We start from the raw sequence: 14794 nt of genomic DNA on the forward strand, positions 1-14794 counted from the left end.
ACAATTTATTAAATTCTTATTAAAAAAAATCAGATTATTTTAAATGAAAGATTTCCAGCATTTTTGAACTGTGTAATTAACGTTACTTTTGTACTTTAACCATGAGGCATGATAGAAAATAACGAACTAGCTATGAAAATAGAAAGCCGGTTGTCATTCGAAGAATTCCGTAAGGAAGTATTAAATGACTACAGCCTGGCTTGCGAAAGCAGGGAAGTGAGTTTGCTTGCCCGTAAGGAAGTGCTTACAGGCAAGGCTAAGTTTGGAATATTTGGAGATGGAAAAGAAGTGGCGCAGATTGCTATGTCCAAGTATTTTAAACAAGGCGACTTTCGTTCCGGTTATTATCGCGACCAGACTGTTGCGTTTGCCACAGGTATTGCCACGCCTGAGCAATTTTTCTCGCAATTATACGCAGATCCAGACGTCCAGCACGACCCGTTTTCGGGTGGGCGACAGATGAATTCACATTTTGCGACGCCAAATATTGACAATGACGGTAATTGGTATAATCTGGTAGATATGAAAAATTCTGCCGCCGATATGGCTCCAACTGCCGGTCAGATGCCAAGATCCTTAGGATTAGCCTATGCCTCCAAGTTATTTCGTACAGTTCCATCTTTGCAGGAGTTTTCGGGCTTATCCAATAATGGTAATGAAATATGCTTTACTACCATAGGTGATGCCTCTACTTCAGAAGGCCATTTCTGGGAAACTATAAATGCCGCCGGTGTTTTACAGGTACCAATGGCTGTGTTTGTATGGGATGATGGTTACGGTATTTCGGTTCCCCGTAAATTTCAAACTACAAAAGGTTCAATCAGTGCTGCATTGGAAGGTTTCCGCAAAACGAAAGATTCCAATGGCTTTGATATATATAACGTGAAGGGATGGGATTATGCAGGTATGTGCGAGGTTTTCGAAGCCGCCATACAGAAAATCCGCGACACTCACGTTCCTGCTCTTTTCCATGTGGAAGAGATCACTCAACCCCAGGGCCACTCAACCAGCGGATCTCATGAACGCTATAAGAGCAAGGAGCGCCTGGCATGGGAGCGCGAATTTGATTGTAATATAAAGATGCGTTCCTGGATACTTGAAAATGCACTGGCAGATGAGGAAACACTTGTTGCTCTTGAAGCCGAAGCTAAATCCAGAGCACAGGAAGCACGGAGGTCGGCCTGGGAAAAATATCTTGTTCCAATTAAGGAGCATGTTCAGTCATTTGCTGCTTTAGCAACTCCAATCGCTAATTTAGAAGGTGCTGATGCAACCCTGATCAACGTAACAATCCGTGATCTTCAAAACAACAGAGAACCACAACGCAGAGATATTCTTAAAAACTGTGCTGCTATTTTATTGCGTCACAGAGCTTTAAAAAATAACCCTCTGGTTCAGGGATTACAACATTGGTATGATAACTATCTTCAAACAGAAAGAGAAAGCTATAATAGCTTCCTCTATGCTTCAGGAGTAAATTCAGCCATGAATGTACCTGAAGTACCGGCAAACTACGATAGCGAAAGCATTATGGTGAACGGCTACGAAATATTGAACAAGTATTTTGATCAGTTATTTACCCATAATCCCAAAGTATTTGCTTTTGGAGAAGATGTTGGTAAAATCGGAGACGTTAACCAGGGATTTGCTGGCCTTCAGCAAAAGCATGGTAAAGACCGTATCTCAGATACCGGTATCCGTGAACTCACTATCATGGGGCAGGGTATTGGTATGGCCCTGAGAGGACTCAGACCCATTGCAGAAATTCAATACCTCGATTACTTATTATATGGTTTGCAGCCACTGAGCGATGATGTGGCTTCATTACAATACCGCACTAAAGGGTTAATGCATTGCCCACTGATTGTACGTACCCGTGGCCACCGCCTGGAAGGCATCTGGCATAGCGGATCTCCAATGGGAATGATTATTAATTCACTCAGAGGAATGAGAGTATGCGTTCCAAGAAACATGGTGCAGGCAGCCGGTATGTACAATACTTTATTACAGGCAAATGAACCGGCAATTGTGATTGAATCACTAAATGGCTACCGTCTGAAAGAAAAGTTGCCTAGCAATCTGGAAACATTCACTGTACCACTGGGTATACCTGAAGTATTGAAAGAAGGTAGCGATATCACAATTGTTACTTACGGCTCTACTACCCGGATCGTAGAAGAAGCTATTGTTGCATTGGAAGAAGCTGGGGTATCTTGCGAACTGATAGATGTACAAACACTGTTACCATTCGATATTCATCAAAGCATTGTAGCTTCTCTGAAGAAGACCAATCGTATTCTTTTTGTTGATGAAGATGTACCTGGAGGTGGCACTGCCTATATGTTCCAGGAAGTGATTGAAAAACAAAATGGATATCGTTGGCTGGATGTTGCTCCTCGTACTTTAAGCGCTCAGGCACACCGCCCGGCATATGGTTCTGATGGTGATTACTTCTCTAAACCTAATGTTGAAGATGTAATCAGCGTGGTAATGGATATGATGCAGGAATAATCAATTGATTTGAATTTATATAGAAAGAGGGTGTCTCAAAAAGACACCCTCTTTTAATTGGCGAAGCCGCTAAACAGCATCAAATCTGCGGTATAGCGGCTTCTAAAACTAAAAGTTAAGCAGTTGTAAGGCTTAGTATATTATTTCCCATTATGGCAGCACAAATGTCTGTTGTTTTGGTAAACTTGAAAAGCCCGGCAACAGGAGTTAATAATTATTTCACTTTATACTACGTATATTCTTCACTGTTAGAATTATTCCACATCCCCTATATTTCTGTCTATTACATCCTGTAACTTTTCTTTAATTTGATTCTCAAATTCGGTGCAGCAGCATGGAGACAGGTAGAAAGCCATTTTTTTGTTACCCAGACCCAGGTATTCCATTTCAATTGTGACATCGCTATCCGGGTGTTCTGAACATTTGATCTTATAATAGTATTTATTCAGCATACTTACTAACTTGTCGAGCGTACTGCTGCTGAGCTTGTGGTCGAGGTTATCGATGAATTCGCCTATTGTTTTGGAATCCAGCAGGGATGTAGATTTCTTTGCTATAAAATGGAGCATAGGATATTTTTTCAGTCTAAAAATAAATGAAAGTAAGATATGAAGCGAATAGTAGTATTAGATGGATATACATTGAATCCGGGAGATCTCGACTGGGCTGCGCTGAAAGAGTTGGGGGAAGTCACTATTTATGACAGAACACCTGTTTCACAGGTAGTAGAGCGGGCTAAGGATGCAAATATTGTTTTGACCAATAAAGCAATCGTTAATAGCCAGGCAATCCAGGAGTTGAAATCGCTTGAGTATATAGGAGTGATGGCTACAGGTTACAATATTGTGGATGTTCAGGCAGCTAAAGAAAGAGGGATTACAGTAACCAATGTACCGGCATATAGTACAGATGCTGTTGCCCAGCTGACATTTGCACTGATTCTTGAATTATGCAATCAGGTGGGGGAACATGCAGCAAGTGTGAGGGCAGGAGATTGGAGCAGAAGTCAGGATTTTAGTTATTGGAAAACAACATTGAGAGAGCTGGCCGGTAATACACTTGGAATAATAGGGTTGGGTCAAATTGGCCGGTCGGTGGCTAAAATTGCTTTGGCATTTAATATGAAAGTAATAGCCAGTCACAAGCATCCGGAAAGAGATGCGATGGAAGGGGTTGAATTTACGGATCAGGCAACTTGTTTCAGGAAAGCAGATATTGTGTCGCTGCACTGTCCGTTGACGGCTGAGAATAAGGAATTTGTGAATCTCGCTTTATTACGGACTATGAAGCCTTCGGCCTTTTTGATTAATACCAGCCGTGGGCCATTAATTCAGGAGCAGGATTTAGCACAGGCTTTAAGGGAAGGTATTATTGCCGGGGCAGCGTTGGATGTATTGAGTGTGGAGCCACCGGGGGGAGAAAACCCATTGCCAGGGGCACCGAATACGATCATCACTCCTCATATTGCCTGGGCTACTTTGGCGGCGAGGGAGCGATTGATGAATGGGGTAGTGGGAAATCTGAAGTCATATTTGGGAGAACACCCGACGAATGTGGTAAAATAAATTTTAAGAAAATTCATTGGGGAATACCCCGGCCGATTTTTTTTCCTGTTTTTATTATAGAGAGTTTAATTAACAGGAAAATTTATCGGTCGGGGTATTTCTATTTGGAGAATGATTGAAATGAATGTTTGAGGCGAAAAGTGAACGAGGATGGATAATCTCCATTCTGATTTTCTTGTTTACTTTTGAATAAACGTACCTTTTACACCTAATATGTTTGGAGGTGCTACAACTAAAATCTGTATTCGCTTATCAAAAAACCAACGTTACAACATGCAGCCAAGCATTCTATTAGTAGAAGATGATATTTTTTTCGGCAAAGTGGTGAAAAGGCAATTGGAAAAAGCTGGATATAATGTAAACCTATGTGAGAATGGAGAAGAGGGATGGGAAAGGTTTCAGTCACATATTGTTGACCTTTGTTTGTTAGATGTAGTGATGCCTAAGAAGGATGGATTTGCATTAGCGGCCGACATTCGTTCAATGGATGTAAATGTACCAATAATATTTACTTCCTCCCGGTATTTGGAGCAGGATAAATTACAGGGCTTTGAAGCAGGAGCAGATGATTATGTGACTAAGCCATTTAATATGCAGGAATTACTCTGCAGAATTGATGTATACCTGAAGCGCAGTCGTTTACTAATGAGTGAGAGAAGAGTGGTATACACCATTAGCAACTTGATTTTCGATTACTCTCAATATCACATCAGACACAAAGATGCTGATACCCATGTTCGTATGGCCCCAAAAGAAGCGGAGTTGCTTCGCTTTCTATGCGAAAATTCAAACAAAAAGCTGAAAAAGGATGACATCCTTTCCTGTATCTGGGGAAATGATGATTTCCTGGCATCCCGAGTGATGGACGTTTATCTGACCCGATTGCGCAAGCATATTGCAAAGGACCCGTCAATTAAACTGGAGACCTATCATGGCAAAGGACTTAAGTTTATTACTAACTCCTTGCACCGGTCTCATACCATCGCAAAAGTTTAGCTGTTTTTGGTTTAGGAAGTTAACCTTAATTACAAAGCGTCTACCACCCGGTAGGCGCTTTTGTATTGTTGGGGAAGAAAGCTTTCATGATTTGTCGTGCAGCTATCAGAATTGCAACTCCAATCTATTAGCCCTCTCGCGAATGATTCGCTTATATTCTTCTTTATCAGTCTCGGTTAGAAAACTTTGATCAATGAAATCAAATGCCTTAGGAATAAACCGACTAACTTTATTATAGATATTTATACCTTGCTTTTCTTCTATTTTAATTGTTTTAAAGGCTGCATCGAAATCTTTTCTCCTAATTTTTTTCTTTTTAGCATTTAAAGTTAATGCCAGATCTTCTTCATCACTTGGCATCACAAGTGCAGTAGAAACCATGTCATAAGCAGGAGATAGTATGCTTCCTCTGTACCCTAGATACTACTACAATTTCTTTATCATCATTCACAGCATTGAGGTTTTCTGCCAAATGACTGCGAAATTCAGAATAGTTAACTACCCTCATTTTTGTTTGTTTTTAAATACGTACTAAAATACGTACTAAAATACGTACTAAAATACGTACTAAAATACGTACTAAAATACGTACTTAATTCCTCTAACAACACCTGATGAGTTCAAATGATTGCCCAGCTTTTTAAAAGGCTGTTGCTTGTTAAGTGAGATATAAATGGAGGATTAAGCTAAGGCATATCTTAAAATTCGTTAACAAGACCTACTGACTCTTAATCAGTAAATCCTCAAGGTGTAACAAACAAAAAACGGTGTCTCCTTGGAGACACCGTTTTCAATATTATTTCAGGTTGTAGAATACCTGTTGAACGTCATCATCCTGTTCTAATCTGTCTACCAGTTCCAGCACTTCTTTAGCTTGTTCTTCATTCAAATCTACTGTAGTAGAAGGAATACGCTTCAATTCTGCGCTGATTACTTCAAACCCTTTATCTTCAAGGGCTTTTGACATATTTCCGAACTCAGTGAATGTAGCGCGGATAATGATATTTCCTTCGCTGTCTTCTCCTACTTCTTCCAAGCCAAAATCAATCAATTCCAATTCCAGTTCTTCCAGATCCTGGCCGGCATTTTTTACTTTAAACTCGCCAACGCGATTGAAAAGGAAACCTACGGAACCACTGTTACCAAGACTTCCACCACCTTTGGTGAAGTGCATACGTAAATTGGCAACCGTACGGGTAGTGTTATCGGTAGCAGTATCGATGATTACTGCAACACCGTGTGGAGCATAACCTTCATATACAACTTCCTCATAATCAGTTTTATCTTTACCCATTGCGCGTTTGATAGCAGCATCAACGCGATCTTTAGGCATGTTTACACCCTTAGCGTTCTGAATACAGCGGCGAAGGGCAGGGTTATTATCAGGTTCAGGGCCACCAGCTTTAACAGCAATCGCAATCTCTTTACCGATTCTTGAAAATGCTTTCGCCATCTTGTCCCAACGGGCAAACATGGTCGATTTTCTTACTTCAAATATTCTTCCCATTTGAGTGGTATCTATATTAGTTACTTGTAAAAATTAGAACGCAAAAATAATGTTTTTTGGCTAGAGGAAAGGGCCTTTTTACGTTAAAGAAAAAAGAAAAACCGGACAGTTTTTGTCCGGTTTTACCTAAAATATTATAATATTTAATTACATCATTTTCCTTGCCTTACTGTGTTTTACACTGTAACCAAAGTAAATAAAGAAGCCAATTAATAACCAAACTATCAATCTCGACCAGTTTTCAATCCCCAAACTGATAATCATCAGTAAGCAGAAAGCAGCTCCTAAAATTGGCACAAAAGGTACCAAAGGAGTTTTAAATGATCTCGGAACATCCGGATTACTCTTACGCATCACAATTACTCCGATACATACCAGTACAAATGCAAACAAAGTTCCGATACTGGTCATATCACCTACTACGCTATCGGGAACGAAAGCAGCAAATAAGGAAACAAAACCAAAGAACATCCACTGAGAACGGTAAGGTGTACGGTATTTAGGATGCAGTTTTGCAAATACTGAAGGAATCAATCCATCATTACTCATAGAGTAGAATACTCTGGTCTGACCTAATAACATTACGAGAATTACTGAGGAGAAGCCTGCAAGAATAGCTACCGTAATGAAAGTAGATAACCAACCATAACCAGGCATATAAGTATCAATTGCATAAGCAACAGAGGCCTCACCACCTGACTTCAGAAAGTCGGAGTACGGAGCAATACCGGTTAATGTATAAGAGAAGAGAATATAAAGCAGCGTACAAATAGCCAGGGAAACCAGGATACCTATAGGCATGTTTTTCTTTGGATTTTTAGTCTCCTGAGCAGCTGTGGATACGGCATCAAAACCAATAAAGGCGAAGAATACCACACCAGCTCCCCGAAGAACCCCGGCCCATCCGTGATTCCAGAAATTGGAATAATCTACGATCTGGCCATTATGCATTTTAACGGTACCAGCATCCGGTGAAATAGTGAATGGAGTGTGGTTAGCCGGATTGATAAACTGCCATCCCAGGAAGATGAACAGCAATACAATGGCTACTTTCGCGATTACTATAATATTATTAACAATAGCAGAACCCTGTATACCTCTTACAAGTAACATGGTAAGAGCTAAAAGAATAAACAAGGAAGGAACGTTCATAATACCCTGAACACCAGCATCTGATGTTTCAAATGGACTATGGCACCATTGGTAAGGAATTGTTACCCCAAAAACATTGGTCAATAGCTTGTTGAGATATTGCGACCAGCCAATAGCAACGGTTGCAGCACCTAATGCATATTCAAGTACCAGATCCCATCCGATGATCCAGGCAATAAATTCTCCTAAAGTGGCGTAAGAATAAGTATAGGCACTACCAGCAATCGGGATCATCGATGCAAATTCGGCGTAACATAGTCCGGCCAGGGCACATCCTATAGCGGCGATAATAAATGATACGGTAACGGCAGGACCGGCAAATTGGCCGGCAGCAGCAGCGGTTCTTACGAAAAGACCAGCACCAATAATGGCACCAATACCAAGGGCAATCAAAGATCCTGCACCTAATGTCCTTCTTAATCCTTTTTCCGAATCTGATGCTTCGGCTAATAAAACTGAGAGTTGTTTTTTAGCAAAAAGTTTGCTCATACGCAGTCGTATTGTGGTTGATGTTTTAAGGTAGTTTAGTTCTGTTGTTTTTTGTTGTAATCGTCAAATATAATATCTAAAATCAAAAACCGGCGTTTTATTTTACCCTATAAATGCTGGTTTAGCCGGGTAAACCTTATTTTTGGGAAATTTCTGGTTACAACGTATAATAACTAAAGTAAACTTTTAGGCTGCATGAAGAAATCATCGAATCGTCTCACCTTGTATATATTCCTTGCCATGGTGGTGGGCATTGGCACTGGTTATGCCGTTTATCTCTCCTATGAAAAAGCCAGTACTACTCCGCAGACTTTCGCTGATAATGTAGCAATATTTACAGATATCTTCCTGCGCCTTGTGAAGATGATCATTGCCCCACTGGTATTTTCTACCCTGGTGGTGGGAGTGGCAAAACTGGGAGATATCAAAGCCGTTGGCCGTATTGGCGGTAAAACCATGCTGTGGTTTATCAGTGCAACCTTTGTATCATTGTTTCTTGGTTTGGTGCTGGTAAACATTATGAAACCAGGAGTTTCCTTGCAGCTACCATTACCCGATGCACATGCATCTACCGGTATTTCCAAGGCAAATATGACCCTAAAAGGGTTCTTCCAACACCTGGTTCCGGATAGTGTCATAAATGCAATGGCACACAATGAAATATTGCAGATTGTTGTTTTTGCTATATTCTTTGGCGTGGCTGCTGCTGCAATTGGTGAAAAGGCTAATCCGGTTGTAAAATTATTAGATAGTGTTGCACATATAATGCTTAAGGTGACTGGTTTTGTGATGAATTTTGCCCCATTTGCAGTTTTTGGCGCAATGGCTGGTATAATCGCAGTTAAAGGACCTGTTGTATTAGTTACCTATGGTAAATTTATTTTACAATTCTATGCCGGTTTGCTTTGCTTATGGATAGTTATAGCACTTGTAGGCTATTCAATTTTGGGTAAATCTGTCTTCCGTTTATTAATCGGAATTAAAGATCCGCTGTTACTGGCTTTCGGCACAGCCAGCAGTGAAGCGGCCTACCCACGTACTATGGAAGAATTGGAGCGTTTTGGATGTGATAACCGTATTGTAAGTTTTGTGTTGCCCCTGGGTTATTCCTTCAACCTCGATGGCTCTATGATGTATATGACATTTGCCAGCTTATTTATTGCGCAGGCTTATGGTATTCCATTAACAATCGATCAGCAGATTACTATGTTACTGGTATTAATGGTAACCAGTAAAGGAATTGCTGGCGTTCCCCGTGCTTCCCTGGTTGTAATTGCAGGAACCCTGTCAATGTTCAACATTCCGGAAGCAGGATTAATATTATTATTAGGAGTAGATCACCTTTTAGACATGGGGCGTTCTGCTACCAACGTAATTGGAAACGCTATGGCAACAGCGGTTGTTTCGAAGTGGGAAAACAAATTAGTTACAGAAAATAATACTATACAAGAGTAACTTAACAAATGTCTAACAGATTAATACGTATTTTACCGATTCTGAAATAGAAATAGCTTTTTGAATGGACCAGATTATTGAGTTTTTTAAACACCTCATTAATCCTTCATGGATTATTGAACATGGTGGATTATATCTATTGTTAGCAATTATTTTTGCTGAAACTGGCCTGTTTATAGGCTTTTTCCTGCCTGGGGATTCCCTTCTTTTTGTAGCCGGAATTTATAGTCACTTATTAAGTGAAAGTTTTTTCCACCTGCCATTTTTGGTGATCATGACATTGGTTGCGCTATGTGGGGTTTTAGGAAATATGGTAGGATTTTGGTTTGGGAAGAAATCCGGCCCATTATTGTTTAGAAAGAAAGATACTTTCTTCTTTAGACAAAAGCATTTACACCAGGCGCACGAATTCTTTGTAAAATACGGAGGTGGTGCAATCTTTTTTGCACGTTTCCTTCCTATTATCCGCACTTTCGCACCGATAGTAGCCGGTGTGGTTGGTATGGAAACAAAGAAATTCATGTTCTTTAATATTATCGGATCCTTTGCCTGGGTATTTTCTATGATGTTGGCAGGCCATTATCTGGATAAAATATTCCCTAACCTGAAAGAACATCTTGAACTGATTATTCTTATAATCATTTTAATCACCACACTTCCTGTTATTATTAAATTGGTAACCGGAAAAGCAAAACCTAAAGAAGAGGTCCTGACCAATAATACAGAGGACTCTGATCCTTCCTTATAAAAACTTTCTTTAAAAAGGGCTCACTAGGAGCCCTTTTTTATTTTAAATTCCCGTTTTATTATCAACCAACAAGAATGAAAACCGAGAATCGTTCCGTTTCAATTTTCAACATTGCGGTGATTGTTGCATCGCTGGGCTATTTTGTAGATATCTATGATCTACTTCTATTTACCATCGTCAGAGTACCTAGTTTAAAATCATTAGGCCTATCACAGGAAGACATTGATAGTGGTGCAGGGCTACTATTGATCAACGTACAAATGGTTGGTCTGCTTATCGGCGGCATTGTATGGGGCATTATCGGCGATAAAAAAGGCCGGTTAAGTGTTTTATTTGGCTCAATCCTGATTTACTCAGTAGCCAATATTGCCAATGGGTTCGTACATGGGATCAATGGTTACCTGTTATGGCGATTTATTGCTGGATTTGGACTGGCGGGAGAATTAGGAGCAGGTATAACCCTGGTTTCAGAGATTTTACCAAAGGAAAAAAGAGGTTATGGAACTATGATTGTTGCAACAGTGGGGGTATCTGGTGCTGTAGCGGCAAACATGATAGCCAAGCTGGTTGGAGATTGGAGAATCTGTTATTTTATCGGAGGAGGATTAGGATTGTGTTTGCTGATCCTTCGGGTGAGCGTAATGGAATCTCATTTATTCAATGAAGTAAAAGCTTCTGCCACTACTAAGGGTAGTTTTATTGCCTTATTTACCAACAAAGACAGATTCTTAAGATATCTGAAATGCATGTTGCTTGGTACTCCAACCTGGTTTGTAGTAGGAATTCTGGTGGCTTTTTCCAATAAGTTTGCTTCTCAGATGCAGATTCAGGGAGCCATAAACCCGGGTGATGCCATTGCCTTTTGTTATGCGGGTCTGGTATTGGGAGATTTTTCCAGTGGCCTGATCAGCCAGTTATGGCGAAGCCGCAGGAAAGTAATGTTGCTTTTCCTGGCTTTTACAGCTATTATGGTAGGCATTTATCTGAATCTGCATGGTGCTGCTGTTTGGGTATTTTATGCAGTATGTTTTGTATTAGGCTTTAGTGTAGGTTTCTGGGCGATATTTGTTACAATCGCCGCTGAAAGCTTTGGAACAAATCTTAGGGCTACAGTAGCAACTACGGTTCCTAACTTTGCAAGGGGGATGCTGCCATTAATTTCTATCTTATTTGTACAGGTACAGAAATCCTTTACCTACTTACAGAGTGGAGCAATAGTAGCAGCCGTATGTATAGGAATCGCTTTTATTGCGGCCTGGAATATAGAGGAAACTTTTGGTAAGGATTTGAACTATGTTGAAGAGTTATAGTTTATTATAGCTTGCCAGCATTTTGTCGAGCAACTTATTTAATTGAGATATTTCTTCTTCATCTAAAGAAGCAAAAGCATTATCTAACTTATTAAGGTCTGAATCAATTTCGTTGAGAAGTTGCAGACCTTTTTCGTTGATGCGTACTTCTACTGCGCGTCTGTCCATTTCGCTGCTTTTACGATCCAGCAGTTCAGCTTTTCTCAAACGTTCTACCAGGCGGGAAACATCGCTCATTTTATCCAGCATTCGTTCTTTCAGTACATTGATGTTTGCTGATTCGGGGTGTTGTCCGCGGAGGATACGAAGTATATTGAATTGTTGCATGGTAATACCATACGGTTTGAAGAATTGCTGATGGCGGGATGTAATCCAATTGCCGACGAAGATCAGGCTTACCAGACCTCGTTGATGATCATTCTGAAAATTTTTTTGAGAAATTAACTTTTCCAGATTAGACATACATTCAGAGTTAAACACATTTTGATGAAATGAAAGGCTGATATTTCATAATTATCGCATTTTCGCGCGATAGTTGGGGCAAAATTACAATAATTTAGGGATTTAAGGATGCGTTCTCTATTTCGCATACTCAAATCCCTAAATCAATTAACAAGGAATATTTTATACAGCAGCCGACTGCATATTGTCCAGAACGTCCATTACTTCTTTGACGTGTTTAGCTGAATTGAGCAGCAATTCCTTTTCGTCGGCATTTAATTGGAGTTCTATAATTTTTTCGATTCCATTTTTACCCAAAACCACAGGCACACCCAGGTAGATATCATTCAGGCCATATTCGCCGGTCAGCCATGCGCAAACGGGGAAGATGCGTTTTTCGTCTTTAAGAATCGCTTCAACCATTTGAGCAGCGGCAGCTCCAGGGCCATACCAGGCAGAAGTTCCCAGCAGGTTAACGATTTCCCCTCCACCTACTTTGGTGCGTTGAATAATTGCTTCCAGTTTATCGGGAGCTACTAATTCGGTAACCGGAATACCACTAACAGTAGTATAACGAGGTAAGGGAACCATGGTATCTCCATGTCCGCCCATCAGGATAGCCTGAATATCCTTAGGGGAGCAATGAATTTCGTCGGCCAGGAATGCGCGATATCTGGCAGTATCTAAGATACCTGCCATTCCAAATACCTTGTTGCTATCTTTTTTAGCGGCGAGGTAGCTGCAATACGTCATTACATCGAGCGGGTTGCTGACGATGATAATGATAGTGTCTGGTGAATATTTAATGATGTTTTCGGTGACAGATCTGACGATATTGGCATTTGTAGAGATGAGGTCATCTCTGCTCATGCCGGGTTTTCGTGGTAGCCCCGATGTGATTACTACAACATCGCTATTGGCGGTTTTCGTGTAGTCGTTTGTGACGCCAATGGTTTTGGTACTGTAATAATCGATAGGGGCCTGCTGCCATGTGTCGAGTGCCTTGCCTTCAGCCGTTCCTTCTTTGATATCCAATAAAACCACCTCCCTCAGAAAATCTTTGTGGGCCAGTACGTTAGCACAAGTTGCGCCCACATTGCCGGCTCCTACTACGGTAACTTTCATTTTGTAAGAGTTTTAAGTGAAGAATGAATGTGAATAAAACAAATGTAGTAATTCGGCCTTACAATAAGTGATGGGGGAATGGGTATTTCAACACTTATTACTTATTCAGATAGGATAAGAGGGTATCAACTTTTACGTCGCCTTCGAGGCCTTTAACGAGTTGGTGTTTCTTGTCGTAAATGAATAAACCGGGGAAGTAATGTAAATCGTAAAAATACATGATCTGGCGGGTGGGTTCACTAGCCATTATGATATTCGGATAGTCTTTGATTTTATATTGTTCATAATATTCTTTCATTTGGTCTACTTTAAAAGGAGTGACCATTAAAACCTGAGTATTTTTAAACTTATCTATATTTTGAAGCATTTCTTCAGTCAGGTGTTTGCAATGGTCGCAATCGACACTAAACACAAATACTAATGTTTTAACATTCTTTTTAAGATCGTTTTTGGTGATTACATGACCATCCGGAAGAGTCATCGGGAAGGCTGGAATAATCGGGTACTGTAAATAAGCTGGTTTTGTGGTGGATGAGGCGGGTGAAGTTTGAGCCTGGGAAAAGATCGATAAACAGCAAAAAATGACTAAAAACACGTGACGTAATCTCATAATAAATTCTTGATTTAGGTTTAAATTTACCGTATAAATGTCATTTTTTGCATTAAAAAGACGAAAATTGAGGTAAAAAGTAACTATTCCGTCTAAATTTGGGTAGCAGATGCTTGTTCATATTCGAAAATTTTTACTTTTGCAGTCCGTATAAAATTTTTAACTTAAAATCAGTAACCAATTTATGGCTACAACTGCAGATATCAGAACAGGATTAATTATCAAACTGGATAACAGTTTGTATTCTGTTGTAGAGTTTGGTCAAAACAAAACCGCCCGTGCAGCCGCGAAGGTTTGGGCTAAATTGAAGGGCGTTGATAATAGCCGTTCTATTGAGCATACCTGGAACTCAGGAGATACTATATTCCCGGTTCGTATCGAGAAGAAACCTTTCCAGTTTTTATATAAAGATGACACTGGCTATAATTTCATGGATAATGAAACGTTTGAACAAATAGCAATGCCAGAAGCAGCCATCGATGCTCCACAGTTTCTGAAGGAAGGCCAGGAAGTAAGTGTACAGATCAATACTGAAACAGATCAGTATATGGCTGTTGAATTACCAGATAAAATTGTAATGACCATCACTTATTCTGAGCCAGGTGTAAAAGGTGATACGGCTACCCGTACCCTTAAACCAGCTACTGTTGAAACAGGTGCAACTGTTATGGTACCTTTGTTCGTGGAAGAAGGAGAGCAAATCCGTGTGAACACCAAAACAGGTGAGTACATCGAGAGAGTAAAAGGATAATCTATCTATTTTTTTAAAGGGGAGAATTTTAACAACGGGGATATAATCGGACTGCCGGCTGCATTAGGCTGGCGCTCGGATTTAAGAGTCTGTCGATAAAACAACCTTCATATTCTATATTTCTAAACCAAAAA

Annotated in this window: 15 protein-coding genes; 7 read left to right on the forward strand and 8 right to left on the reverse strand. The window is 40.2% G+C overall.

Annotation, left to right across the window (positions count from 1 at the left end):
* Positions 1-108 precede the first annotated feature (108 nt).
* Positions 109-2511 carry an alpha-ketoacid dehydrogenase subunit alpha/beta gene (locus DVR12_RS16475; protein ID WP_116976897.1) on the forward strand — a complete coding sequence of 801 codons (2403 nt, stop codon included), beginning with the start codon at positions 109-111 and terminating at the stop codon, positions 2509-2511.
* A 254-nt stretch (positions 2512-2765) separates the two neighbouring features.
* Here the strand turns inward: DVR12_RS16475 and DVR12_RS16480 are convergent, their stop codons facing one another.
* Positions 2766-3080 carry a hypothetical protein gene (locus DVR12_RS16480; RefSeq protein WP_116976898.1) on the reverse strand — a complete coding sequence of 105 codons (315 nt, stop codon included), beginning with the start codon at positions 3078-3080 and terminating at the stop codon, positions 2766-2768.
* A gap of 39 nt (positions 3081-3119) precedes the next feature.
* On the opposite strand from DVR12_RS16480, the gene DVR12_RS16485 reads away from it, so the two are divergent.
* Together DVR12_RS16485 and DVR12_RS16490 are read left to right on the forward strand one after the other, a co-directional pair.
* Positions 3120-4076 carry a D-2-hydroxyacid dehydrogenase gene (locus DVR12_RS16485; protein WP_116976899.1) on the forward strand — a complete coding sequence of 319 codons (957 nt, stop codon included), beginning with the start codon at positions 3120-3122 and terminating at the stop codon, positions 4074-4076.
* A gap of 273 nt (positions 4077-4349) precedes the next feature.
* A complete protein-coding gene (locus tag DVR12_RS16490; protein WP_116977151.1) occupies positions 4350-5072 on the forward strand; it encodes a response regulator transcription factor in 723 nt (240 codons plus the stop codon).
* 105 nt (positions 5073-5177) lie between these two features.
* On the opposite strand, the gene DVR12_RS16495 is transcribed toward DVR12_RS16490, so the two are convergent.
* The 4 genes from DVR12_RS16495 to DVR12_RS16510 form a co-directional block, all read right to left on the reverse strand.
* Positions 5178-5453 (reverse strand): HipA domain-containing protein, encoded by a 276-nt coding sequence (locus tag DVR12_RS16495; protein ID WP_116976900.1) that lies wholly within the window; start codon positions 5451-5453, stop codon positions 5178-5180.
* 1 nt (position 5454) lies between these two features.
* Positions 5455-5580, reverse strand: a complete 126-nt coding sequence (locus DVR12_RS28145; RefSeq protein WP_116976901.1) for a type II toxin-antitoxin system prevent-host-death family antitoxin — start codon at positions 5578-5580, stop codon at positions 5455-5457.
* A gap of 288 nt (positions 5581-5868) precedes the next feature.
* On the reverse strand, positions 5869-6579 hold the full coding sequence (locus DVR12_RS16505; protein WP_116976902.1) for a YebC/PmpR family DNA-binding transcriptional regulator: 711 nt from the start codon (positions 6577-6579) through the stop codon (positions 5869-5871).
* Positions 6580-6726: 147 nt separating this feature from the next.
* Entirely contained in the window at positions 6727-8220 is a 1494-nt protein-coding gene (locus DVR12_RS16510) for an amino acid permease (protein WP_116976903.1), read from the reverse strand.
* A gap of 195 nt (positions 8221-8415) precedes the next feature.
* Between DVR12_RS16510 and DVR12_RS16515 the strand changes: the two genes are divergently transcribed.
* The 3 genes from DVR12_RS16515 to DVR12_RS16525 all read left to right on the forward strand — a co-directional run bounded on the left by DVR12_RS16515 (position 8416) and on the right by DVR12_RS16525 (position 11733).
* Positions 8416-9675, forward strand: coding sequence for a dicarboxylate/amino acid:cation symporter (locus DVR12_RS16515; protein WP_116976904.1), 1260 nt, complete (start codon positions 8416-8418; stop codon positions 9673-9675).
* A gap of 64 nt (positions 9676-9739) precedes the next feature.
* Positions 9740-10423, forward strand: coding sequence for a DedA family protein (locus DVR12_RS16520; RefSeq protein WP_116976905.1), 684 nt, complete (start codon positions 9740-9742; stop codon positions 10421-10423).
* A 74-nt stretch (positions 10424-10497) separates the two neighbouring features.
* Entirely contained in the window at positions 10498-11733 is a 1236-nt protein-coding gene (locus DVR12_RS16525; protein WP_116976906.1) for an MFS transporter, read from the forward strand.
* On the opposite strand, the gene DVR12_RS16530 is transcribed toward DVR12_RS16525, so the two are convergent.
* The 3 genes from DVR12_RS16530 to DVR12_RS16540 form a co-directional block, all read right to left on the reverse strand.
* Entirely contained in the window at positions 11728-12195 is a 468-nt protein-coding gene (locus DVR12_RS16530; RefSeq protein WP_116976907.1) for a MarR family winged helix-turn-helix transcriptional regulator, read from the reverse strand. The two genes, DVR12_RS16525 and DVR12_RS16530, sit on opposite strands and share 6 nt — an antisense overlap.
* Positions 12196-12357: 162 nt before the next feature.
* Positions 12358-13299 carry a malate dehydrogenase gene (gene mdh, locus DVR12_RS16535; RefSeq protein WP_116976908.1) on the reverse strand — a complete coding sequence of 314 codons (942 nt, stop codon included), beginning with the start codon at positions 13297-13299 and terminating at the stop codon, positions 12358-12360.
* A gap of 97 nt (positions 13300-13396) precedes the next feature.
* Complete coding sequence (locus DVR12_RS16540; protein WP_116976909.1) at positions 13397-13909, reverse strand: peroxiredoxin family protein; 513 nt, start codon at positions 13907-13909, stop codon at positions 13397-13399.
* A 184-nt stretch (positions 13910-14093) separates the two neighbouring features.
* Between DVR12_RS16540 and efp the strand changes: the two genes are divergently transcribed.
* The gene (efp, locus tag DVR12_RS16545) at positions 14094-14660 is read left to right on the forward strand and encodes an elongation factor P (protein WP_116976910.1); all 567 of its coding nucleotides are present in this window, start codon (positions 14094-14096) and stop codon (positions 14658-14660) included.
* The last annotated feature ends 134 nt before the right edge of the window (positions 14661-14794 follow it).

Source organism: Chitinophaga silvatica, assembly GCF_003419895.1.
GTDB lineage: Bacteria > Bacteroidota > Bacteroidia > Chitinophagales > Chitinophagaceae > Chitinophaga > Chitinophaga silvatica.

Excerpts from the sequence above, each read along its gene's own strand:
- DVR12_RS16495 (WP_116976900.1), bottom strand. The coding sequence starts at position 5,453 with ATGGTTTCTACTGCACTTGTGATGCCAAGTGATGAAGAAGATCTGGCA.
- DVR12_RS16520 (WP_116976905.1), top strand. The coding sequence starts at position 9,740 with ATGGACCAGATTATTGAGTTTTTTAAACACCTCATTAATCCTTCATGG.
- DVR12_RS16490 (WP_116977151.1), top strand. The coding sequence starts at position 4,350 with ATGCAGCCAAGCATTCTATTAGTAGAAGATGATATTTTTTTCGGCAAA.
- efp (WP_116976910.1), top strand. The coding sequence starts at position 14,094 with ATGGCTACAACTGCAGATATCAGAACAGGATTAATTATCAAACTGGAT.
- DVR12_RS16485 (WP_116976899.1), top strand. The coding sequence starts at position 3,120 with ATGAAGCGAATAGTAGTATTAGATGGATATACATTGAATCCGGGAGAT.
- DVR12_RS28145 (WP_116976901.1), bottom strand. The coding sequence starts at position 5,580 with ATGAGGGTAGTTAACTATTCTGAATTTCGCAGTCATTTGGCAGAAAAC.
- mdh (WP_116976908.1), bottom strand. The coding sequence starts at position 13,299 with ATGAAAGTTACCGTAGTAGGAGCCGGCAATGTGGGCGCAACTTGTGCT.
- DVR12_RS16480 (WP_116976898.1), bottom strand. The coding sequence starts at position 3,080 with ATGCTCCATTTTATAGCAAAGAAATCTACATCCCTGCTGGATTCCAAA.
- DVR12_RS16505 (WP_116976902.1), bottom strand. The coding sequence starts at position 6,579 with ATGGGAAGAATATTTGAAGTAAGAAAATCGACCATGTTTGCCCGTTGG.
- DVR12_RS16510 (WP_116976903.1), bottom strand. The coding sequence starts at position 8,220 with ATGAGCAAACTTTTTGCTAAAAAACAACTCTCAGTTTTATTAGCCGAA.
- DVR12_RS16475 (WP_116976897.1), top strand. The coding sequence starts at position 109 with ATGATAGAAAATAACGAACTAGCTATGAAAATAGAAAGCCGGTTGTCA.
- DVR12_RS16515 (WP_116976904.1), top strand. The coding sequence starts at position 8,416 with ATGAAGAAATCATCGAATCGTCTCACCTTGTATATATTCCTTGCCATG.
- DVR12_RS16540 (WP_116976909.1), bottom strand. The coding sequence starts at position 13,909 with ATGAGATTACGTCACGTGTTTTTAGTCATTTTTTGCTGTTTATCGATC.
- DVR12_RS16525 (WP_116976906.1), top strand. The coding sequence starts at position 10,498 with ATGAAAACCGAGAATCGTTCCGTTTCAATTTTCAACATTGCGGTGATT.
- DVR12_RS16530 (WP_116976907.1), bottom strand. The coding sequence starts at position 12,195 with ATGTCTAATCTGGAAAAGTTAATTTCTCAAAAAAATTTTCAGAATGAT.